The sequence below is a fragment of the Mycobacterium colombiense genome (assembly GCF_003284975.1).
GTDB classification, from domain to species: domain Bacteria; phylum Actinomycetota; class Actinomycetes; order Mycobacteriales; family Mycobacteriaceae; genus Mycobacterium; species Mycobacterium europaeum_A.
Genome location: NZ_QMEU01000021.1, coordinates 31917 through 52767 on the forward strand (window position 1 = coordinate 31917; position 20851 = coordinate 52767).

At 66.9% G+C, this 20851-nt stretch carries 23 protein-coding genes and 1 pseudogene; 8 read left to right on the forward strand and 16 right to left on the reverse strand.

What is annotated here, in order from left to right; all coding sequences use genetic code 11:
* Window positions 1-38: 38 nt before the first annotated feature.
* The gene (locus tag DQP58_RS10070; protein WP_240629711.1) at window positions 39-1658 is read right to left on the reverse strand and encodes a DHA2 family efflux MFS transporter permease subunit; all 1620 of its coding nucleotides are present in this window, start codon (window positions 1656-1658) and stop codon (window positions 39-41) included.
* Between the two features lie 148 nt (window positions 1659-1806).
* On the opposite strand from DQP58_RS10070, the gene DQP58_RS10075 reads away from it, so the two are divergent.
* Complete coding sequence (locus tag DQP58_RS10075) at window positions 1807-2511, forward strand: DUF2334 domain-containing protein (protein ID WP_112708259.1); 705 nt, start codon at window positions 1807-1809, stop codon at window positions 2509-2511.
* Window positions 2512-2558: 47 nt separating this feature from the next.
* A pseudogene (locus DQP58_RS10080) lies at window positions 2559-4227 on the forward strand (FAD-binding dehydrogenase).
* Window positions 4228-4249: 22 nt separating this feature from the next.
* Here the strand turns inward: DQP58_RS10080 and DQP58_RS10085 are convergent.
* The gene (locus DQP58_RS10085) at window positions 4250-4888 is read right to left on the reverse strand and encodes an MBL fold metallo-hydrolase (protein ID WP_112708261.1); all 639 of its coding nucleotides are present in this window, start codon (window positions 4886-4888) and stop codon (window positions 4250-4252) included.
* Here DQP58_RS10085 and DQP58_RS10090 point away from each other — a divergent pair.
* From DQP58_RS10090 to purQ, 3 genes are all read left to right on the forward strand, one after another.
* On the forward strand, window positions 4865-5599 hold the full coding sequence (locus DQP58_RS10090) for an ATPase (RefSeq protein WP_205869388.1): 735 nt from the start codon (window positions 4865-4867) through the stop codon (window positions 5597-5599). The two genes, DQP58_RS10085 and DQP58_RS10090, sit on opposite strands and share 24 nt — an antisense overlap.
* Before the next feature lie 64 nt (window positions 5600-5663).
* Entirely contained in the window at window positions 5664-5903 is a 240-nt protein-coding gene (gene purS / locus DQP58_RS10095; RefSeq protein WP_044487430.1) for a phosphoribosylformylglycinamidine synthase subunit PurS, read from the forward strand.
* The gene (gene purQ, locus DQP58_RS10100) at window positions 5900-6574 is read left to right on the forward strand and encodes a phosphoribosylformylglycinamidine synthase subunit PurQ (protein WP_112708263.1); all 675 of its coding nucleotides are present in this window, start codon (window positions 5900-5902) and stop codon (window positions 6572-6574) included. The genes purS and purQ overlap by 4 nt, the downstream gene beginning before the upstream one ends.
* Here purQ and DQP58_RS10105 read toward each other — a convergent pair.
* Together DQP58_RS10105 and DQP58_RS10110 are read right to left on the reverse strand one after the other, a co-directional pair.
* On the reverse strand, window positions 6541-7956 hold the full coding sequence (locus tag DQP58_RS10105) for a WS/DGAT/MGAT family O-acyltransferase (RefSeq protein WP_205869389.1): 1416 nt from the start codon (window positions 7954-7956) through the stop codon (window positions 6541-6543). The genes purQ and DQP58_RS10105 overlap by 34 nt on opposite strands.
* Before the next feature lie 28 nt (window positions 7957-7984).
* Window positions 7985-8800, reverse strand: coding sequence for a lysophospholipid acyltransferase family protein (locus DQP58_RS10110; RefSeq protein ID WP_112708264.1), 816 nt, complete (start codon window positions 8798-8800; stop codon window positions 7985-7987).
* 148 nt (window positions 8801-8948) lie between these two features.
* On the opposite strand from DQP58_RS10110, the gene DQP58_RS10115 reads away from it, so the two are divergent.
* A complete protein-coding gene (locus tag DQP58_RS10115; RefSeq protein WP_112708265.1) occupies window positions 8949-10022 on the forward strand; it encodes an NAD-dependent epimerase/dehydratase family protein in 1074 nt (357 codons plus the stop codon).
* A 12-nt stretch (window positions 10023-10034) separates the two neighbouring features.
* Here the strand turns inward: DQP58_RS10115 and DQP58_RS10120 are convergent, their stop codons facing one another.
* The 3 genes from DQP58_RS10120 to DQP58_RS10130 all read right to left on the reverse strand — a co-directional run bounded on the left by DQP58_RS10120 (window position 10035) and on the right by DQP58_RS10130 (window position 11879).
* Window positions 10035-10502, reverse strand: coding sequence for a YbjN domain-containing protein (locus DQP58_RS10120; protein WP_112708266.1), 468 nt, complete (start codon window positions 10500-10502; stop codon window positions 10035-10037).
* A 90-nt stretch (window positions 10503-10592) separates the two neighbouring features.
* Window positions 10593-11420, reverse strand: coding sequence for a GntR family transcriptional regulator (locus DQP58_RS10125; protein WP_112708267.1), 828 nt, complete (start codon window positions 11418-11420; stop codon window positions 10593-10595).
* Between the two features lie 57 nt (window positions 11421-11477).
* Window positions 11478-11879 (reverse strand): nitroreductase/quinone reductase family protein, encoded by a 402-nt coding sequence (locus tag DQP58_RS10130; protein ID WP_240629713.1) that lies wholly within the window; start codon window positions 11877-11879, stop codon window positions 11478-11480.
* Window positions 11880-11942: 63 nt separating this feature from the next.
* Here DQP58_RS10130 and DQP58_RS10135 point away from each other — a divergent pair, with 63 nt between their 5' ends.
* Entirely contained in the window at window positions 11943-12539 is a 597-nt protein-coding gene (locus tag DQP58_RS10135; RefSeq protein ID WP_205869390.1) for a TetR/AcrR family transcriptional regulator, read from the forward strand.
* Between the two features lie 2 nt (window positions 12540-12541).
* Window positions 12542-12940: a VOC family protein gene (locus DQP58_RS10140; protein ID WP_112708268.1), complete on the forward strand. Its 399-nt coding sequence runs from the start codon at window positions 12542-12544 to the stop codon at window positions 12938-12940.
* Here DQP58_RS10140 and DQP58_RS10145 read toward each other — a convergent pair.
* The 9 genes from DQP58_RS10145 to DQP58_RS10180 form a co-directional block, all read right to left on the reverse strand.
* On the reverse strand, window positions 12937-13401 hold the full coding sequence (locus DQP58_RS10145) for a cupin domain-containing protein (protein WP_112708269.1): 465 nt from the start codon (window positions 13399-13401) through the stop codon (window positions 12937-12939). The genes DQP58_RS10140 and DQP58_RS10145 overlap by 4 nt on opposite strands.
* Window positions 13402-13404: 3 nt before the next feature.
* Entirely contained in the window at window positions 13405-14862 is a 1458-nt protein-coding gene (locus DQP58_RS10150; RefSeq protein ID WP_112708270.1) for a dihydrolipoyl dehydrogenase family protein, read from the reverse strand.
* 54 nt (window positions 14863-14916) lie between these two features.
* Window positions 14917-15600, reverse strand: a complete 684-nt coding sequence (locus DQP58_RS10155; RefSeq protein ID WP_112708271.1) for a haloacid dehalogenase type II — start codon at window positions 15598-15600, stop codon at window positions 14917-14919.
* Between the two features lie 2 nt (window positions 15601-15602).
* A complete protein-coding gene (locus DQP58_RS10160; RefSeq protein WP_240629717.1) occupies window positions 15603-16196 on the reverse strand; it encodes a TMEM175 family protein in 594 nt (197 codons plus the stop codon).
* A 43-nt stretch (window positions 16197-16239) separates the two neighbouring features.
* Window positions 16240-17115, reverse strand: coding sequence for a DUF427 domain-containing protein (locus DQP58_RS10165; protein WP_112708272.1), 876 nt, complete (start codon window positions 17113-17115; stop codon window positions 16240-16242).
* 45 nt (window positions 17116-17160) lie between these two features.
* Window positions 17161-18207, reverse strand: a complete 1047-nt coding sequence (locus DQP58_RS10170) for a zinc-binding dehydrogenase (RefSeq protein WP_112708273.1) — start codon at window positions 18205-18207, stop codon at window positions 17161-17163.
* A 120-nt stretch (window positions 18208-18327) separates the two neighbouring features.
* Window positions 18328-18999 (reverse strand): TetR/AcrR family transcriptional regulator, encoded by a 672-nt coding sequence (locus tag DQP58_RS27090; protein ID WP_240629719.1) that lies wholly within the window; start codon window positions 18997-18999, stop codon window positions 18328-18330.
* Between the two features lie 24 nt (window positions 19000-19023).
* Window positions 19024-19719 carry a TetR/AcrR family transcriptional regulator gene (locus DQP58_RS27095; RefSeq protein ID WP_240629721.1) on the reverse strand — a complete coding sequence of 232 codons (696 nt, stop codon included), beginning with the start codon at window positions 19717-19719 and terminating at the stop codon, window positions 19024-19026.
* 58 nt (window positions 19720-19777) lie between these two features.
* Window positions 19778-20647, reverse strand: coding sequence for an alpha/beta fold hydrolase (locus tag DQP58_RS10180; protein ID WP_112708274.1), 870 nt, complete (start codon window positions 20645-20647; stop codon window positions 19778-19780).
* Between the last annotated feature and the right edge of the window lie 204 nt (window positions 20648-20851).

Genomic DNA, 20851 nt, shown 5'->3' on the forward strand with positions numbered 1-20851 from the left:
ATAAACGGGCTGGTGGCGGTCCTACCTGGGCGAACAGCTTATTCGCCGGCGGTTTCGCTCGCGGGTTTTTTGGGCAGAAACCACGCCGGAATGAAGGTGCAAACCACCAGCACGGCGGCAATCACGAATACCGCCGTATACGCGTGGGAAAGGTCGTGGGACACATTGCTCCAAAAGTCCGGGGCGAGCGACTCCCTGGGCATCGCGCTCTGGTCCACCGGCACCCCGTCGACCGCCGCCTTCTGGTGCAGCGCGGCGAGCTTGTTTGCTGCGCGGATGTCGGCGCTCCGGTTGAACTGATTCGTCAGGATCATCGACATCAGCGCCGTTCCCACCGAGCCGCCCACCTGGTGGCTGACGCTCATCAGCGTCGTTCCCCGGGCGATCTGGTGGGGCGCCAGCGCCTGCACCGACGCCACCGACAGCGGCATCATGGTGCAGCCCATGCCCAGGCCCATGATCGCCAGCCCGACCAGCAGCGTCGGCAGATAGTGGGCCTGGGTGGCCACCCCGAAGGCGAAGGCGCTCAGGCCGGCGGTGATCAGCGCGATGCCGACCAGCACGATCTTGCCGGGGCCCTGCCGGTCCACCAGCGGCCCGGTCAGCCGCATGGTCAGCATGGCACCCAGCCCCTGGGGGATCATGTGCACGCCCGCCTGCATCGGCGTGTGGTGCAGCACCTGCTGAAAATAGCTCGGCAGCAGCAGGCCGGCGCCGAAGAACGCCCCGGCGAACACCAGCATCGTCACGTTGGCGTGGGTGAGCACGGGATTGCGGAACAGCCGCAGGTCGATCAGGGGATGATCGGCGTGCTGCCAGGCGTGCGCGACGAAGCCCGCGATCAATGCCAGGCCGATCGTCGCCGGTATCACCACGTGGCGGTCGGCCACGGTGCCCCGGCCCGGGACGGAGGACACCGCGAACAGGAACATCGCCAGGCCCGGCGAGAGGAGCAGCACGCCGATGGCGTCGAAGGTTTCCGAGCGCGCGGGATGATCGCGCGGGAACACGATGGCGGCGAGCGCGACGGTGAGAAGTCCGATCGGCACGTTGATCAGAAAGATCCACCGCCAGCTCGAGGTGTCGATCAGCCAGCCGCCCAGGATCGGCCCGCCGATCGGGGCGAGCAGCATGGGGATGCTTAGGATCGACATCAGGCGTCCCAGCCGGCCGGGGCCCGCTTCGCGGGTCAAGATCATGAATCCCAACGGCAGCAGCATGCCGCCGCCGGTTCCCTGTACCATCCGAAAGACGATGAGCTGCAGGATGTTCGACGCGATCGCGCACAGCAGCGAGCCCAGGATGAAGGCCACCACCGAACCGATGAAGAGGCGCTTGGTGCCGAACCGGTCGGCGGCCCACCCGGTTATCGGGATCACGGTCGCCAAGGCGAGCGTGTAGCCGGTCATCGTCCAGGCCACGACGGCCTGCGAGGAGGCGAACTGATCGATGAAGGTTCGTTGGGCGACGCTGACGACCGTGACATCCAGGATCGCCATCACCGTGGCCAAGATGCACACGCCGGAGATCCGCAACAGCGCGGCATCGAGCTTGTCGGGATATACCCGTTCCTCGACACCCGGCTGCCCGGTGGGGGCGTGGGGCGGCGGCGTTTTGGCCGCCGCGTACGAGGCCTCATCCATGGCGTTGCTTAGCATATCGAACTGATCACCTAGCCCGACGTTTGCGGCCTGCGCGGGTTCGCCCGACCGCCGAAATCAGTGAGCACGCATGGGCGCCTGCATATACGCCTGCTGTCTGCGTGTCCTTCACCGTTCCGACACTTGGGATCGGCAAACTGCTGGTGTGTCTGGAAAATTGATCGTCTCGGTCTCGGGGATCGGTGAACGCACCCTGCCCGACGTCGAGGCGTTCTGCACGCAAATGGATGCCCGCAAGGTGCCGGTGTCGTTACTGGTGGCTCCCCGCCTGTCCGGCGACTACCGGCTCGACCACGACCCGGGAACCGTCGAGTGGCTGGCCACCCGTCGCGCGGGCGGTGACGCCATCGTGTTGCACGGCTACGACGACGCGGTCACGAAGAAGCGCCGCGGCGAATTCGCGATCCTGCGGGCGCACGAGGCCAACCTGCGATTGATGGCCGCCGACCGGGTGCTCGAGCACCTCGGGCTGCGCACCCGGCTGTTCGCCGCACCCGGCTGGGTGGTGTCGCCTGGCGTTGTGAAAGCGTTGCCGCACAACGGCTTCCGCTTGCTGGCCGATCTGCACGGGATCACCGACCTGGTCCGTCACAGCACCGTGCGTGCCCGGGTGCTCGGCATCGGCGAAGGCTTCCTCGCCGAGCCGTGGTGGTGCCGGATGGTGGTGCTGTCCGCCGAACGGATCGCTCGGCGCGGTGGTGTCGTGCGGGTTGCGGTCGCGGCTCGTCACCTTCGCAAACCCGGGCCGCTGCAGGCGATGGTGGACGCGGTCGACCTGGCGTTGATGCACGGCTGCACCCCCGGCGTGTACCGCTGGGATCAGGCCAGGGCCGTGCTCGACGCCGCCTGAGGCAGCGGCCGCCTGACCTGCTCGTCGGGGCACTACCCTGGTCCGACATGAGCGATTCTTCGGTTGCGGGGTTCGACGCTGATGCCATCGTCGTCGGGGCCGGGACTGGCCGGCCTGGTAGCGGCTTGCGAATTGGTGGATCGCGGTTTGCGGGTGCTCATCGTGGACCAGGAGAACAGCGCCAACCTCGGTGGGCAGGCGTTCTGGTCTTTCGGTGGGCTGTTCTTCGTCGACAGCCCCGAGCAGCGCCGGTTGGGAATTCGCGACAGCCATGAATTGGCGCTGCAGGACTGGCTGGGCACGGCGGCGTTCGACCGGCCCGAGGATTATTGGCCACGCCAATGGGCGCACGCCTACGTCGATTTCGCCGCGGGGGAGAAGCGCAGTTGGTTGCGTTCGCGGGGGCTCAAGCTTTTCCCGTTGGTGGGCTGGGCGGAGCGCGGCGGGTATGGCGCACAGGGGCACGGCAATTCGGTTCCCCGCTTCCACATCACCTGGGGCACCGGGCCCGCGTTGGTGGAGATCTTCGCCCGTCAGTTACGCGACCGTTCGTCGGTGCGGTTCGCGCACCGCCATCAGGTCGACGAGTTGATCGTCGAGGGCGAGGCCGTGACGGGCGTGCGGGGCACCGTGCTGGAGCCCTCCGCCACGCCGAGGGGCGTCGCGTCGTCGCGAAAAGCGTTAGGACAGTTCGAATTCCGTGCCGACGCGGTGATCGTCACCAGTGGCGGCATCGGCGCCAATCACGAACTGGTACGCAAGAATTGGCCCAAACGCATGGGCCGCGTCCCCGAGCAACTGCTGAGCGGGGTGCCGGCCCATGTCGACGGCCGGATGATCGGCATTGCGCAGCGGGCCGGCGCGCGGGTGATCAACCCCGATCGCATGTGGCACTACGTCGAGGGCATCACCAACTACGACCCGATCTGGCCGCTGCACGGCATCCGCATCATCCCCGGCCCGTCGTCGCTGTGGCTCGATGCGAACGGCAACCGGTTGCCGGTGCCGCTGTATCCCGGCTTCGACACGCTGGGCACCTTGGAGTACATCACCAAATCGGGGTTCGACTACACCTGGTTTGTGTTGAACGCCAAGATCATTGAGAAGGAGTTCGCGCTCTCCGGCCAGGAGCAGAATCCCGATCTGACCGGGCAGAGCATAAAGGAGCTGCTGCGCAACCGGGCCAGTTCCGGGCCGCCCGGACCGGTCCAGGCGTTTGTCGACCGGGGCGTGGACTTCGTCAGCGCGAACTCATTGCGCGACTTGGTGTCCGCGATGAACAAGCTGCCCGATGTGCGGCCGCTGGACTACGCCACGGTGGAGGCCGAGGTTACGGCGCGGGACCGGGAGGTCGCCAACAAGTTCAGCAAGGACGGGCAGATCACGGCGATCCGCGCCGCCCGAACCTATCTGGGTGATCGGCTGGGACGGGTGGTGGCCCCGCACCGCCTGACCGATCCCAAGGCGGGGCCGATGATCGCGGTCAAGCTGCACATCCTGACCAGAAAGACGTTGGGCGGCATCGAAACCGACCTGGCCTCGCGGGTGCTGAAGGCCGACGGCACGCCCCTGACCGGGCTGTACGCCGCCGGCGAGGTGGCCGGATTCGGCGGAGGCGGCGTGCACGGCTACCGCGCGCTGGAGGGCACCTTCCTGGGCGGCTGCATCTTCTCCGGCCGCGCGGCCGGCCGCGGCGCCGCCGACGACATCACCTAGCGGGGCGGGGCACCACCGGCCGCTAGAACGTGACGGCGTCTTCTTCGGGGAGCACCTGGAAGTCGGTGCTGGTCATCTCGGTGAGCCGGCCGTAGTAGATGCCCCGCGCGTCCGGAGCGATGATCCCCTGGTGAATCGGGACGGCGCGCTGCGGGGCCACCGCGCGCAGGTAATCGACCGCCTCGGACACCTTCATCCACGGCGCGGCCGCAGGCGTGGCCAAGACGTCCACCGGCTCGTCGGGCACGAACAGCGCGTCACCGGGATGCATCAACCGGGCACGATGGTCGGCGTCACCCACCAAGAACGAAATGTTTTCTATCACAGGGATTTCCGGGTGGATGACCGCGTGCTTTCCGCCGACGGCGCGGATGGTCAGCTCACCGATGCGCAGCTCGTCGCCGACATGAACCTCCCGGCAGGGCGCGCCCAGTTGCGCGGTGGTCTGAGGGTCCGCGTACAGCGCCGCGTCCGGGTTACCCTCGAGCAACGCCGGCAGCCGTTTGGCGTCGACGTGGTCGGGATGCTGATGGGTGATCAAGATGGCGGTCAAGCCGGTGATTCCCTCGAAGCCGTGCGCGAAGGTACCGGGGTCGAAGAGCAGGCGGGTGTGGTCGAACTCGGCAAGTAGGCACGAATGGCCGAAATGCGTCAGTTGCATATCTACGATTGTGCCTTGATGGACAAGCTGCCGATGCGCGTGATCCTGGCCACGATGCTGGTCGCCGGCAGTTTCGCGGTTGCTCTGGTGGTCGTCATTCCTGCGCACGCCGAACCCGAGACGTGCCCGGGGCTGTGCGATCGGATCCCGAACAGCGCGTGGATTGATCAGCGCGCCGTGCCGCTGGACACGGTGTATCACTGGCCCGCGCTGCCCGGCCAGGCGGTGCAGACGACCGGTTCGGCGCCGGGGCCACGTTTCCGGTTCGAGGAGCTGTGCGCGGCGACGGCGATACCGCAGGACCCCCGCGACTCGGCCGTCGCGGCTCGCGCGACGGTCCAGCATCCCGACGGGCAGTGGCAGCTGCAGGCCCAGATCCTGCACTGGCGTGGGGACACCGCCCGCGGTGGCGCGACCGTGGCCACGGCGTTCAGCAATGCCGTCGCCGCGCTGCGGGCCTGCCAGCAGCGCGCGCCGCAGGAGTCACCGTCGCTGACCAGCGACGAAATGACCCGGATGGCCGCCGTGATCAGCGGCCCGGTGGTGATGCACACCTATCTGTTCGCGCACCCGGCCAGCAGCACGATCAGCGAGGTCACGCTCTGGTCAACGGCGCCCCCGCAAGTGTCCTGGCCGGCCATGGGCGACGATGCGGTGCTGGGCGCGATGAGCGCACCGCTGTGCGAGGCCTACATTGCCTCGTGCCCGTAACCCCGAGCTGCGCTTTCGCCGGTAGAGTTGGCGCCGAAACGCCAACTTCTCAGGAGGACCGCCGGTGGCCCGGGTGATCGTAAGCGTGATGCCCAAAGCGGAGATTCTCGACCCGCAGGGTCAGGCGATTGTCGGTGCGCTCGGTCGCCTCGGACATCCGGGAATCTCGGAAGTGCGGCAGGGCAAACGATTTGAGCTCGAAGTCGACGACAGCGTCGATGATTCGGCGCTCGCCGAGATTGCGGAATCACTGCTGGCGAACACCGTGATCGAAGACTGGACCATCAGCCGGGAGACACAGTGACGGCACGCATCGGCATCATCACCTTTCCCGGCACGCTCGACGACGTCGACGCCGCCCGGGCCGCGCGCCGCGTCGGGGCGGAGCCGGTCAGCCTCTGGCACGCCGACGCCGATCTCAAGAGCGTCGATGCCGTGGTGGTGCCCGGCGGCTTCTCCTATGGCGACTATCTGCGCGCCGGTGCGATCGCCAGGTTCGCCCCGGTGATGACCGAGGTGGTGGAGGGCGCACGGCGCGGCCTGCCGGTGTTGGGCATTTGCAACGGTTTTCAGGTGCTCTGCGAGGCGGGCCTGTTGCCCGGAGCGCTGACGCGCAACGTGGGTCTGCACTTCATCTGTCGCGACGTGTGGCTGCGGGTGGCCTCGACCTCGACGGCGTGGACGTCGCGCTTCGAGCCCGACGCCGACCTGCTGGTCCCGCTGAAATCCGGCGAGGGACGCTACGTGGCGCCCGCCGAGGTGATCGAGGAGCTCGAGGGTGAGGGGCGGGTGGTGTTCCGTTACCACGAAAACGCCAACGGCTCGCTGCACGACATCGCCGGGGTGAGCTCCGCCAACGGCCGCGTGGTGGGTCTGATGCCGCATCCCGAGCACGCCATCGAAGCGCTGACCGGGCCGTCGGATGACGGCCTGGGCCTGTTCTATTCCGTGCTCGACGGCGTGCTCGCCGGCTGAGCGGAAACGCCTGCGGCGTCGCGTAATTCGGCAAAGGACGCACCGATGGCGTCGGTGGCCTCGTGCGGGTCGTGGAAAGTTTGGTCGTCGGTGAGTACCGCAAGGCCGAGCCGGTCCACGTAACTCCACACGGTGATGTTGACCGGGGCGCCGGGAGACAGCACGCCGGTGGAGTAGATCTCGCTGACGGCCGCGCCACCGAAGTGGCCCCGTTCGCGCGGGCCCACCACGCTGGACACCGCGACGTTCATCAGCTTGTTGGGCGCGTCGCGCAGGCCCAGCCATCGAAACGCGGCGGGGGCCAACGCGGTGGGCAGGTAGGCCATCATCTTCCCGTACAGCTCCGGGCCCAGGACTTCGTGGTCCTCCTTGGCGATCTTGGTGGCCAGGGCGACCAATCGGGCCCGTTCCACCGGGTCGGCGACGTGGACCGGCAGCGAGATCATCAGCCCGCTGATCTCGTTGCCGGTGATCCGGTCCGACTTGTCGGTGGCCGTCGGCACCGAGGCGATGATCGGGCGATCGGCCGCGCCGTCATAGGCCAGCAGCAGCGTTCGCAACCCGCCGGTGGCCATCGCCAGCACCACGTCGTTCACCGTGATGCCCAACGCTTTTGCCGTCGCCTTGACCTCGGGCAGTGACAACGAGGCACTGGCGAACCAGCGTCGCGGCGAGACGACGTGGTTGAGGAAGGTCGGCGGGGCGTCGAACGCGTCGGCCAGGTCGGGGTGATCGCCGCGCTCGCGGGACCGGCGGCGCACCCGCATCATCCCGACCGCCGCGTCCCTGAGCAGCCCGGGCAGTTCGCCGATCTGGCGGACGTGGTCGCGCGCCGCCGCGCGCACCAGGTCGGCATTGGACATCGGGACGCCGGCTTCGTCGTTGTCGCGCTCGTCGGTGTGCCCGTCGCGCAGGTCCATCGCGCGGGCCAGGAGGTTGACCGAGGCGACTCCGTCGGCCAGCGCGTGGTGAACCTTTCCGATCAGGGCGAATCGCCCACCGGCGAGCCCCTCGGCGAAATGAAACTCCCACAGCGGACGACTGCGGTCCAGGGGGGTGGACGCCACCTCACCGATCACCTGATCGAGCTCGCGCCGCCCACCCGGGGCGGGCACCTGCACCCGCCGCAGGTGATAGTCGAGGTCGACCTCGCAATTCTCCTGCCACATCGGGTGATGCAGATGCCACGGGATGTCAACGAGCTTGTAGCGCAACGGTTCCAGCAGATGGAGCCGGCGACGCACGTGGCGGCGGAAGGCCTCGAACCCGAATTCGCCGTCGGCGTCGGTCGGGTCGATGACGGCCACCTTGAGGGTGTGCGTGTGCAGGTTGGGCGTCTCGCTGTAGAGCAGCATCGCGTCCATGCCGTTGAGTCGCTTCACAGGTCACCTCCAGCGGCCCCGGGCGTCGTCAGCCCAGGATCGGGAACCGGCGCTCACCGGCGAGCCGCTGGAGCGCGGCTTCCATGACGGCGCGTACGTGGGCGTCGACCTCGTCGACGTCGGGATCCTTGCCGAATTGGGCGGTGATGTCGATCGGCTCGAGAATCTCGGTGACGATCTTTGCCGGCAGGGGCACGTTGGGCGGGAAGATGACGCTGAAACCGAACGGGAACCCGACGCTGATCGGCAGGATGTCCACTCGCGCTTTGCTTAGACCCAGCTTGCGGGCCAGCCAGTTGCCCCGGGTCAGGAACAGCTGGGTCTCCTGGGCGCCGATGGATACGGCCGGCACGATCGGCACCCCGGCTTCGATGGCGGTGCGCACGTAACCGGTGCGGCCGTTGAAGTCGATCGTGTTCGCACTGAAGGTCGGCCGGTAGGAGTCGTAGTCGCCGCCGGGGAACACCAGCACCACCGCGCCCGAGTGCAACGCGGTCGCGGCGTTTTCGCGGCTGGCCTCGATGACCCCGAGCCGGCGCAGCCAGCCATCCAAGGGGCCGATGAACAGCCCGTAGTGGCCGAGGGTGTAGACCGGCCGGTCGTAGCCGAAGTGTTGGTAGAAGGCGGGGGAGAAGATCAGCACGTCCGGGGTCAGCATGCCGCCCGAGTGGTTGGAGACCACCAAAGCCCCGCCCGAGGACGGGACGTTGTCGATGTGTCGCACCTCGGCCCGGTAATACCGTTTGATGGCCGGTCCGAGCACCTTTGCCACCTGTTCGGTGAGCGCCGGATCCCATTTGGCGGTTTCGTGGTTGTCCGCCGCGTCCACACCGTTGCCCGTCATGGCTCCCCGCTGTCCGTTCTGCGCTCTTTGCTATTTGTTGCCGGTGTGACGCCGGTCTCAAACCTGGACCCCTGGCTGGCATATGCTACTCTCCATTTAGGAGAATGTCATATCCGTTTGCTGGCAGGCAAGCGGGCAGTGGGGGAGCATGTCCGAAAAGGTTCTGGTTACTGGGGGTTTCGGCCTCGTCGGGTCCCAGACGGTGCGGCGACTGATTGCCGACGGGCATTCGGTCGCCGCGGCCGACCTCGGTACCGCCGCCCAGCGCAAGGCTGCGAACTCGCTGCCGGTGGGCGCCGAGGCGCACTGGGCGGATCTGACCGACCCAACTCAGGTTGATCGCCTGCTCGCCGACACGTCGCCCACGGCCATCGTTCACCTGGCCGCGGTGATTCCGCCGGGAATTTATCGCCAGCCCGCGCTGGGCCGCCGCGTCAACGTCGACGCGACCGTCTCGTTGCTGCGCGCGGCGCAATCGCGGCCGCACCCGGTGCGGTTCATCCAGGCGTCCAGCAACGCCGTCTACGGCGCGCGCAACCCCCACCGCCACGCCGAGCTGTTGCGCCCGGATTCGCCGATGAACCCGGCCGACCTCTACGGCGCCCACAAGGCCGAAGCCGAACGCCACATTCGATCCGCGGATCTCGAGTGGGTCATCTTGCGCCTCGGCGGGGTGATGAGCGTGGAACCGGACGCGATGCCGTTCAGCGTCGACGCGTTGTACTTCGAAAGCGCCCTGCCGATCGATGGTCGCATCCACACCGTCGACGTGCGCGACGTCGCGCGCGCGTTCGCGGCGGCGGTCACCGCCGACGTCGCCGGTGAGACGCTGCTGATCGCCGGTGACGAGTCGCACCGCCTTCGGCAGGGTGAGATCGGCAAGGCGCTGGCGGCCGCACGTGGTCTGGTCGACGTCTTGCCCGGCGGCCGGCCGGGTGATCCGGACAGCGACGACGACTGGTTCGTCACCGATTGGATGGACACCGTTCGCGCCCAGCAGGTTCTGGGATTCCAGCACCACTCGTGGCCGGACATGCTCACCGAGATGCGAGCCACGGCGGGGTGGCGGCGTTACCCGATGCGGCTGATCTCACCCCTGGCGCGGCGGTTCCTCAAGAGCCGTGCGGCCTACCGGGATGCGCCCGGACGCTACGCAGACCCGTGGGGCGCGATACGCGCCAAGCTGGGTGAGCCGCGCGCGGATGGCCCGTCGGCCGACTAGCTCGGCGGATCTTCAGCCGGCGTCGCGCAGCAGTGACCGTTCCGTAAAAGGCAATTCGACGGACGGACTCAGTTCCTCGAAGAGCTCGGTGGCGTCCGTGATGGTCCGGTCGACGAACGACGCGAAATCGTTGAACGAGACGTCGTTTCGGACCCATTGCGACTTGCGTGCCACCACGCCAATGCGCTGTGGATCCGACGAGCCGTGCACGATCGCGGTGACGTGGCGGTCAAGACGGTTCCACCTGTCGGCGAAGTACGTCAGCCAGGGGCGGTCGGCCGCCGGGAAGTAACACCCCGGGCTGACCCGGATGATCAGCACGTCGTCATGCGCGGGCGAGACCTCGAAGTGAATGTGCAGGCGCCGCGGAGCGCTGGTGACGAAGAAGTATTCGCCGTCGTGGTGGCCACGAAAATAGCGCCGCCCGCGGGTGCGCAGGTAACGTTCGACCAGGTTCGCGCACAGCTGCTCATTCGTCATGAATAGATGTTGCGGCCGACGGCTATGCAAATGCTTGGAGCCAAGCGATGCGGAACCGAAGAATTCGTTGAGAATTCGCTGAGTGGCCCGCTACGCCTCGTCGCGCCGTTCCACGATGCCGGCGCCGGGACCCGGGACCGTGCGCGGCAACGTGACCGAAAACCTGTATCGCTCGGGGCGATAGTGGAATTCCACCACCTCGAGCGGCTTGCCGTCATGGCCGTAGCTGGTGCGTTCGAGGACCAGCACGGGTGAACCCAGCGGCAGGTTTAGGGCGCCGGCCACCTCCAACGATGCGCCGGCCGCGTGAATCTCATAGTTGGCCCGCGCGATCGGAATCTCGAGTCGCCGCTCCCACATGGTGTAGGTGCTTTCCATCGCCTGCGTGGTCTGCGCGTCGGTCGCGCTCTTCAGCAAGGGCTCGACGGCCTTGCCCAATCCGGGTGGCAGATAGGCGATCATCAGGGCGAGGGGTTGCTCGCCGTCCCGGAACCGCCTGTGCACACAGAGGACTTTGGACAGGCCGAGAGTTTCGGCGATTCGCTGCGGCGCATCTTCGACGCGGTGCGACAAGACGTCGACGTTCGGTGTGATCCCGGAGCCGGCCAGAACCTCGGTGATGGTGCGCACGCCGGGTCCGAGTTCTTGTTTGACCGGGTTGGCCACGAAGGTGCCCAGGCCCTGCTTTCGCACTAGCCATCCTTGGCGTTCGAGCAGCCCGACGGCCGCGCGCACGGTCACCCGGCTCACGCGGGTGCGGTCGATGAGCTCTCGCTCGGTGGGCAGTCGCGCGCCGCGGGGCAGGCGCTGTTTGACGATCGCCGCCTTGAGGGCTTCGGCGAGCTGGGTGCTGGCCGGCACGCTGCCGCGCGATATCCGGAGGTCGGCGGCGTCGAGATCCAGCGCGTCGGGGGGCACGGGATGTATTAAAACGTCTCGTCTCGGCGTGGTAAAGGCGCGGTACTGATCCGGTCGCTACGGCCGGTCGAGATCGATCCGCACCGTCAGCAGATCGGTGCCCAAAGCGCGCACCAGCGAGCTGTTGAACCGCGGCAGGACCGCCAATCGGGCGACCGCGTCATCCTCGGGTAGCAGGACGGCCGTTCCCGATCGCCAGCGGCCGCGAATTCGGATGCGAATCCGGTTGTCGGCCTTGATGTTTCGGACGTAATCCGACGAGTCGCCGTGGTCGGATACCAGCCAGAACGCTCCTTTTTCGAGCCGTCCTCCCACCGGGGTGCGCCGTGGCCGTCCGCTGACGCGGCCAGTTGTCTCCAGCAGTACCTGGGTGGGCAGACGCCGGGTGACTGGGTTGGCTACGTACCGATGAAAGCGGCTGACCCAGCGGCGTTTGCGGTCGGGGAGGGGTCCGTTCATGCTCATGACACTCAGCATTGTCGAGACTGGCGGTCTCGTCAATAGGAGCGCTAGCCTGCAGCTGTGACGGTGAACCGGCGGGCGCATACGGGCAGCCGACGCAATGAAGCGGCGGAGCGGGCAATCCTGGATGCGGCCGCGGACTTGTTGGCCGCCGGGGGCGGAGACGTTCAGATCACTGTGTCCGCCATCGCCGAGCGGGCAGGCGTAGGCAAACAGACGATCTACCGCTGGTGGCCGTCGAAAAGCGCGGTGCTGCTCGATGCGATGGTGCACCGGGCGCAGCAAGCCGCACCGATACCCCACACCGGGCGCCTGGACGGCGATCTGCGCGCGTTTCTCAGCTCCACCTTTTCCGCCGCGGCCGTGCATCGCACGCTGCTGATGGGCGCGCTACGTGAGGCGCTGGGCGACGTTGCGACGATGGAGCGGCTGGCGGCCTTCACCGCGGCGCGTCGCGATGAGTTGGCGCGGATATTGAACCGGGCCGAAACCCGCGGTGAGATCTCACCGATGGACCGGCCCGAAATCGTGGTCGACCAGGTTTTCGGATTACTCTGGTACCGAATGGCTTTCGCTCACCAGCCGCTCGATGAGCAGGCCGCCGATGATTTGGCGGCCGCGGTGACGGCCCAGCTTCGCACGACTCGGGAGGATTAGACGTGCCGTTCGCCGTGGAGAGGTTCGACCACATCGTCTTGAATTGTCGCGACGTCGAAGCCACCGCCGCATGGTACGAGCGGGTGCTGGGCATGCGGCGTGAGACGTTCGGACCCGCGCGCAGAACGGCGCTGCGCTTCGGGGAGCAGAAGATCAACCTGCGACCGGTCGGGGCGTTGGCCGACGACGCCGACTGGTTCACGGGGTCCGTCGAGGCGGCCGGTTCCGAGGACCTGTGCTTTGTCACGCGTGCCAGTCCCGATGACGTGCGCGCCCATCTTGCCGCGTGTGGGGTGGAGGTGATCGCCGGACCGGTGACCAAAGTAGGGGCCCTGGGCGAGATGACCTCGCACTACTGCCGTGACGTCGACGGAAACCTGATCGAGATCGCCGTCTACTAGGAGTCGGCCAGCGGATACAGCGCGGGAAGGTTGATCACGATCGCTTCTTGGGTGCTGCGCGCGATCACCACCTCGGCGGTGTTGTCGGGGTCGGGGTTTTCCTCCCGGTGGGGCAGATACGGCGGGATGAAGACGTAATCGCCGGGCGCGGTGGCGATGCGGACCTCTCCGGTGCCGTCGTGAAAGACGAACTCCGGGTTGCCACTTCGCACATAGATGGCGGTTTCGGATTCACCGTGGTGGTGGTTGTCCGAGGCCGATCGCGGCGACGCGTGCGTCTCACCCATCCAGATCTTCTCCGCGCCGACAGACCGGCCGGACAGAGCGGCGAAGCGCCGCAGCCCCTCGGATTGTGCGGTGTCGGAGCTGATTTCGGACGCCTTGATGTGGCGTACCCGGTTGCGTGCGACCGGCGTCGCCGTGTCGTCGAAGTCTGGATGGAATCCGTCTGCGGTGACCATCGATCAATTATCGTCCGTGGCGTCCCGATACGCTTCGAGCAGTCTGAGCCATAGCTCGCTGATGGTCGGGAAGCACGGCACCGCATGCCACAACCGGTCGATCGGCACTTGGCCGGCAACGGCGATAGTGGCCGAGTGCAGGAGCTCGGTCACGCCCGGGCCGACCATGGTCACGCCGAGCAGATGGCCGCGGTCCGCATCGACCACCATCCGCGCGCGGCCCGTGTAGCCGTCCGCGTACAGCTTGGCCCCCATCACCACGTCACCGATTTCGACGTCCACCGTGCGGACCCGGTGCCCGGCCTGTTCGGCTTGCCCAGCCGTCAGTCCGACGGCGGCGGCTTCGGGATCGGTGAAGAAGGCCTGCGGCACCGCATGGTGGTCGGCGGTCGTCACGTGTGCACCCCACGGTTTGGTGTCCAATGGCTTTCCCGCCGCGCGGGCGCCGATGGCCGCGCCGGCAATGCGGCCCTGATACTTGCCCTGGTGAGTAAGCAGGGCCCGGTGATTGACGTCGCCGGCCGCGTAAAGCCAGCCCTCCTCGACGGTTCCGCGGACCAGGCAGGTGTCGTCCACCTCGAGCCAGCTGCCCGGCCTCAGTCCCACTGTCTCCAAACCGATGTCGTCGGTCAGCGGGGCGCGGCCGGTGGCGAATAGCACCTCGTTGACTTCCAACCCGGTGCCATCGTCCAAGTCGAGGACCACGTGAGATTCGTCCGGTCGGCGCAGCGCGCGAACCGATACCCCCGTCCGCACGTCGACACCCCCCTCGGTGAGGCCGCGCCCGATCAGCTCGCCCACGAAAGGCTCCATCCGCGGCAGCAGTCCCGAACCTCGCACCAACAGGGTCACCTGGGAGCCCAATCCCTGCCACGCCGTGGCCATTTCGACGCCCACGCCGCCGGCGCCGACGACTGCCAGGCGCTCCGGGACCGTGCTGCTGTCGGTGGCCCGTCGATTGGTCCACGGCCGCGCCGCGGCAAGGCCTGGCAAGTCGGGCAATGCTGAGCGGCTCCCGGTGCAGATGACCACCGCATGCCGTGCGGTCAGCGCCAGCCGCTCGCCGTTGCCGTCGGTGACGACGACGCGGCGCGCACCGTCGAGTCGCCCGTGCCCGCGTATCAGGGTCGCGCCGATCCCGCTCACCCAGTCGGCCTGGCTGCTGTCGTCCCAGTCGGTGACGTAGCGGTTGCGTCGGCGAAATACGCCGTCGGCGTTGAGCGGCCCGGTGACCGCCTCCCGTGCGCCGTCGATTCTGCGGGTGTCGGAAAGCGCAATCACCGGGCGCAGCAAAGCTTTACTGGGCACGCATGCCCAATACGAGCATTCGCCGCCGACGAGTTCTCGCTCGACCAGAGCAACACGCAGTCCCGCGGCGCGGGCGCGTTCGGCGGCGTTCTGGCCGATCGGCCCGGCGCCGAGCACCACAACGTCGAAGTCTCCTCCGCCAACTGCTGCCATGGTCGACGATCCCTTCGCTTGGTGGCCACGACGCCGACGGCGCGCGACGTGTTCTCATCGGATCTTGATCAGATGTTCGGCGAGCTCGCGCAGATCACTGACAACGATGTTCGGCTGCGGCACGCCGTCCACCGCCAGCGGTGCGTTGCCGCGCCGGGTGATCAAAGCCCCACCGAACCCGACACTTTGCGCACCGATGGTGTCCCACACGTGGGCGGCAACCATCATGCAGTCGGCGGGAGCCACGCCGATCGTCTGGCACGCGTAGAGGTACACGGCGGACGAGGGCTTGAAGACGCTGCGAGCATCGACGCTCAGCTGGTGTTCGAAATAGCCCGCCAGCCCTGAATTCTGCAGTGCCGTCGGGCCGTCGGGATTAGGCGGGGAATTGGTCAGCGTGGCCAGCCGAAAACCGTTGTCACGCAGCACCGCTAGTCCCTCGGCGGCATCGGGGTGCGCCGGCATGGTGAGCAGTCCCGCCTTCAGGCGGTCCAAATCGTCGTCGGTGACGTCCACCCGGCGGATGTCGCCCAGCATCCGCAGCACCCCCTGGGCGAGCACGGGAAACGCCACGTAGTCGCCCGCCAGCGTGATGGCCATCGAGTACATGATCAACTGCGCGAACCACTCCCGCAGCACGCCGTCATCGCCGAACAGCTCACCGAAAAGCGGTGCGATCGACTCGATATCGAGCAACGTCTCGTTGACGTCGAAGACCAGGACGGACGGTGTTGCCATGGCTAGTGCTCAACATTCTTTCGTTGGGGGATGTCCGGTCGCAGATACCCCACGAGGCACAACACGATCAACGACATCGCCGCGACCGGCCACCACAAGGCGACCAGCGCGGCCGTCACGAAAACCCCGAGGGTGATGAACGACCGCATTTGCAGCATGCGGCGCATCCGTGCTGAAACATCTTGGTGGGAGGGCCGATCCACCGCCTCCCAGCACAGCGCCAGGTAGGTGATGTTGACCAGGACGAAGACCGCCGCGTACAGCGATACCGGCGCCGGGGCCAGCCTGCTGTCGGCGATCCACTCCGTGGTGAACGGGATCAGCGACACCGAGAACAGATGCGCGAAGTTCGACCAGACTAGCCGCGAGGTTGCGACCTGGGCGTAGTTGAACAGGTGGTGATGGTTGACCCAGACGATCGCGATGAACAGATAGCTGACCACATAGCTCAGCCCGGTGGGCCACAGCGGAAGCAGGGCGCGGAAGCCCTGGGCGCTGGGTGGTCTGAGCTCCAACACCAGTATGGTGATGAGCACGGCGAACACACCGTCGGAGAACCCGCGCAGCCGTTCAGGACTGGTCTCTCGTGCCGCCACCGCTACCTCCCGCTCCGTCGCGATGGCGTGAGCCGTTCTCGCCTCATGACGCGCTCCGGTTCCGCCCTGACACCTCGTCCGTGTCGAGCCCACGGTCGACGCCGTGTGGGATGACCGTCTGGCCGGGTTCGAGCTGAAGTTGCTTGCCGTCGAGGTGCACGTCGATCTTGTCGGGTTCGAAGGACACCAGATTGCGGACCCGCGCGACCTCCGTCCAAGCGTCGACGTAAGACCAGGCTGCGCGCTGGCGGGTTCCGATGTCATAGTAGGAGCAGATCCCCTTATACGGGCAAAAGGTCTGGATATCAATGAGTTTCAGCGCGGACTCGTCGGTATCTTCGCGCGGCACGTACCATCTGGGCGCAAAGCCGGACTCATACAGCGCCAACGGGCGATGGGTGTCGGCGACCACCCGGTCACCATCGCGGACAACGAGATGCCTTGCGGTAGAACGGATATCGATGCGGTGGTAGGCGTCCGCGGCGTGCCCGACGATCCGTTCCTCTTCTTCGTAGAAGGCATCCATGGCGCGCCAGGCAAACGCCACCCGGCCCTCGAGAACGGCGGCATACGCCGGTAGCCCGGTGTGTTCCCACGCGCTGTGGTTGGTCTCGCGCCCCGATGCGGAGACGGTGAACCACTGTGTGGCCCCGAGATCGCGGTGTTGCGTCACCCGGTCCTCGGCGTGCAGCGTTCCGTCTTCGATGTCACCGCGGGGAAAGTAGGCGACCGGGTAGCGGCCCGGTTCGTGCAACAGGATCACGTCGTCGCTGTCGACTATCCACCGATCCGCAAAGCGCACCCGCATGCGTCGACGTAACGGCTCGGCGAACAACAGCCGCGGTGGCATCGGCTGTTCGGCGAGGAAGTGTCCGAGCGATCCCGTCGCCAGCGGGCCTTGCTGCCATGCCAGCCCCATGATCGTGTCCCTTCGTCGCGAAAATTCTCGGCGTCCGCGGTCACGTCACTGCATGACGACGACCATCTTCCCGCCGGCTTCTCCCGCCTCCATCACGCGGTGCGCCTCTCGGATCTGCTCGAAAGAGAAGATGTGTGACGGCTTTGCATCCAGTTCGCCGTGGGCAACCTGCCGGGCGATGTCTTGCAGGGGTACGTCTGAGAGCGGAAAGCCCGGTGTCCCAAAGACGAAGCTCCCGAAGAAGTTCCAGTTCACGCCGCTGGCCATGCGCAGCAGCGGGTTGAAATCGCCAATCGGATCGAGTCCGCCCAGCCATCCGGCCAGGCACGCCGTGCCGTCGCGGCGCAACATGTCGAGGGAGTCGAGGATGGTGCTGTTGCCCACCAGGTCCAGGACCGCGTCAATGTCTTTGGTTTCGGCGATGTGGGAGGCAAGGTCGCGCCTTTCCAGTTCGACGCGCGAAGCGCCTAACTTTTCCAGCATCGGCACGCGATCGCTGCTTCGCGCCGTGGCGATGACCCGCGCGCCGGCGGTGACCGCCATCTTGAGTGCGGCTTGGCCGAATGAGGAGGTCGCGCCGCGCAAAACCAACGTTTGTCCGGATCTGAGGGTGAGGTTGCGAAACAGGCATGTCCAGGCGACCGCGTAGGTTTCGGGCAGGGCGGCCAAATCCGACCAGGGCAGGTCCGACTCAATGAGGGCGACATTGGCGGCGCGGACGCGGGTGTATTCGGCGTAGCTGCCGTTGATGGTGCGCCCCAGACCGCCCATCAGCGCCGCGACCTTGGCCCCGACCGGGAACTCGCCTCCCGGGCACGAGTCAACGATGCCAACGCATTCGATGCCGCTGACCTCGGCCGCCTCCGCCCATTCGCCGCGGCGCATGTGCATCTCGGCGTGGTTGATGCCGAAACCCTTTACCGCAATGACGACTTCGCCATCCTTCGGGAGCGGCTTGGGGATGTCGGTGTAGACCAGACTGTCCAGACCGCCGAACTTTTCCAAGATGATCGCCCGCATGGTTTCCCCGCCGGGTTGCTCGCGTACGACCGCCGGTGCGGTTGGCAGCTGAGGTGACTCGAGCGTGGACATCGGTTGCCTCTTTCACCATCGTTGGCGGCGACGGCGCCGGGCGGCGCGACACAAATATTGGGCCAACTGACCCATTATTATGGGCGTCCGCATCGACCATGTCCAGCGAAAGGCGAATACTCAGGTTTTGCGCTGACCAGGCGACGACGCGGGTCGACCCCTACGCCGCGGGGGGTGCGCCACAAAGGAGCTCACGTAGTCGACCGCGGCATCGACGGCGACCCGCAGCGGTTCCGGATCGCCGGTGACGTGGGTGAGCATCGCGCCGCCCTGGTGCGCGGCGACCAGCGATCCGGCCAGATGCCGCGCGTCGGCCTCCGGGCGCAGGTCTCCGCGCTCACGCATCGACTCCAGCCCGGCCCGAAACAGGTCGATCCATTGGTCGTATCCGGCGGCCAGGTCCTCGTGTACCTCGCGGTCGGCCTCGATCAACTCACCGGCCAGGGACCCATAGACGCAACCGCCGACGCGGTACACGGCGTCGATGTCGGCCACGCAGGCATCGGCCCACGCCCGCAGGGCATCGAGGCTGTCGAGTCCGGCGAACTGCGGCCGAGTGTGAAAGTCCCGCACGTCATTACGGCGCGCATCGATGACGTGGCGGGTCAGGTCGCGCTTATCGCCGAAGTAGTGCGAGATCTGGGATCCACCCACCGCGGCGGCGCGGCGAACCTGGTCGACGCTCGTGTTGGCGACGCCCCGCTCGAACATCAGCCGGGCGGCGACTTCGATGATGCGCGCGCGCGTCGCCAGTCCCTTGCGGGTGAAGCGCGATGGGTTGCGTTCGGTCACTTCGCCGCCTTCGGCACCAATCGCTCAGCCGGCCCGTCGTGCCGGGCGACGCGCGCCGGACCGGCGCGGCGGACGGGGTGCGCGCTCGGCGGGGTCGGTGGCGAACAGCCGCAGATAGTTGATTGCGAAGCGAATGGCGTCGGCGTGCGGCCACTCCTGTCGGTAGGTGAAGGTCAGCACGCCACCGCCCTGGTGTGCGGCGACGATCACCAGCGCCAGCTGGTGTGGATCGGCATCGCGAACCAGCAACCCGTCGTCTTTCATCCGCCCAATTGTCTGCTCCAGCAATTCAATCCACTGTCGGTAGCCGGCGGCCAACGCCTCGCGGGTGGTGTCGTCCGACTTCGCCAACTGGGCGGTGAGCGCGTGGTAGGTGGGAGTGCCGAAATAGCCGATGCGCCGCAGGTAGCGCATGTTCAGGTCGATCCACCGCTCGAAGTCGTCAAACGAATTCAGGCCGCGAAGTGTGGGCTGGCGGTGAAAGTCCAAGACGACGCCGGTCTGGCGCCTGATCACCGCGCGGATGAGCGTTGCCTTATCGGCGAAATAGTGGGCGAGCTGTGAGCCGCTGACCGAAGCCGCCCGGCGCACGCTGTCCATGTTGAACGCGGACAGGCCCTTTGTGACGATCAGCTCGGCGGCGGCCTGCACGATCCGGTCGCGGGTGGCACGCCCCTTGGCGGTCAACCGTTGTTCATCATGAACATCGGACTGGGCCATCGCGCCAGGTTAACCCGGGAGCGCTCCCATTTATGGGATCTCCAGCCCATACATCTGCTCAGGCCTGGGCTTGGGTGGCGAGGAAGTTCCGGACTAGCCGGGCGACGTCCTCGCACGCGGACTCCAGCAGAAAGTGTCCGCCGTCGAGCAGATGGATCTCGGCGTCGGGCAGGTCGTCGGCGAACGCCTCGGCGCCGGCCGGGCCGAAGATCTCGTCGCCGCGGCCCCAGACCGCCAGCAGCGGCACCCGGGTGGCCCGGAAGTAGTCGTGCAAGCGTGGATAGAGCGGCGCATTGGTGGCGTAGTCGCGAAACAGCTTGAGCTGCACCAGGTCATTGCCCGGACGGGAGATCAGGGCGTAGTCGTGTTGCCAGGATTCGGGATCGATCAGCGTCTCGTCGGCCACGCCGGTCACGTACTGCCAACGGGTGGCATCCAGGGTGAGGAACTGGCGCACCGCCGCCTCGGTGTCCGCCGTCTGCTCCCGTTGGTACGCCTGCACGACCTGCCAGAAGCTCTCGACGAATCCCGCGTCATACCCATTGCCGTTCTGGCTGATGATCGCGGTGATCGCGGCCGGGTCGCGCAACGCGAGTCGCCAGCCGATCGGTGCACCGTAGTCCTGGACGTACATGGCGTACCGGTCGACGCCCAGGGTCCGCAGCAGGTTTGTGGTCAGGTCGGTCAGCGCGTCGAAGGTGTAATCGAAGTCGTTGACCTGCGGTGCGTCGGACAGCCCGAAGCCCAGGTGGTCCGGCGCGATGACGTGATAACCGTCGGCCAGGGCCGGGATCAGGTGACGGAACATGTACGAGCTGGTGGGAAAGCCGTGCAGGAGCAGCACCGTGGGAGCGGCCGGGTCTCCTGCCTCGCGGTAGAAGAGTCGATGGCCGTCGACCGTGGCGTAGCGATGGTGAACAGCAGGCATGACGTTCCTCCTGACTCAGCACATTCCACCGTGGTACGCCGCGGCGGCGTCCGACGGGAAATCCGCGAAACCCACCGAAAGTTTCTGGGTTATCCGACCCATTATGCATCGCCGCCGGGGTGAGCGACAGCCCCGCGAAGCCGATGTGTTGCCGTGTGGACTGGCCTGCCATACTCTGGGCGGACCATCCCAGTTGGGGCTCGG

Coding starts and splice junctions, on each gene's coding strand:
- DQP58_RS10070 (WP_240629711.1), bottom strand. CDS start 1,658: ATGCTAAGCAACGCCATGGATGAGGCCTCGTACGCGGCGGCCAAAACG.
- DQP58_RS10090 (WP_205869388.1), top strand. CDS start 4,865: ATGGCCGAAATGCGTCAGTTGCATATCTACGATTGTGCCTTGATGGAC.
- DQP58_RS10085 (WP_112708261.1), bottom strand. CDS start 4,888: ATGCAACTGACGCATTTCGGCCATTCGTGCCTACTTGCCGAGTTCGAC.
- DQP58_RS10110 (WP_112708264.1), bottom strand. CDS start 8,800: ATGACGGGCAACGGTGTGGACGCGGCGGACAACCACGAAACCGCCAAA.
- DQP58_RS10115 (WP_112708265.1), top strand. CDS start 8,949: ATGTCCGAAAAGGTTCTGGTTACTGGGGGTTTCGGCCTCGTCGGGTCC.
- DQP58_RS10120 (WP_112708266.1), bottom strand. CDS start 10,502: ATGACGAATGAGCAGCTGTGCGCGAACCTGGTCGAACGTTACCTGCGC.
- DQP58_RS10130 (WP_240629713.1), bottom strand. CDS start 11,879: ATGAACGGACCCCTCCCCGACCGCAAACGCCGCTGGGTCAGCCGCTTT.
- DQP58_RS10145 (WP_112708269.1), bottom strand. CDS start 13,401: ATGGTCACCGCAGACGGATTCCATCCAGACTTCGACGACACGGCGACG.
- DQP58_RS10150 (WP_112708270.1), bottom strand. CDS start 14,862: ATGGCAGCAGTTGGCGGAGGAGACTTCGACGTTGTGGTGCTCGGCGCC.
- DQP58_RS10155 (WP_112708271.1), bottom strand. CDS start 15,600: ATGGCAACACCGTCCGTCCTGGTCTTCGACGTCAACGAGACGTTGCTC.
- DQP58_RS10165 (WP_112708272.1), bottom strand. CDS start 17,115: ATGGGGCTGGCATGGCAGCAAGGCCCGCTGGCGACGGGATCGCTCGGA.
- DQP58_RS10170 (WP_112708273.1), bottom strand. CDS start 18,207: ATGTCCACGCTCGAGTCACCTCAGCTGCCAACCGCACCGGCGGTCGTA.
- DQP58_RS27095 (WP_240629721.1), bottom strand. CDS start 19,719: ATGGCCCAGTCCGATGTTCATGATGAACAACGGTTGACCGCCAAGGGG.
- DQP58_RS10180 (WP_112708274.1), bottom strand. CDS start 20,647: ATGCCTGCTGTTCACCATCGCTACGCCACGGTCGACGGCCATCGACTC.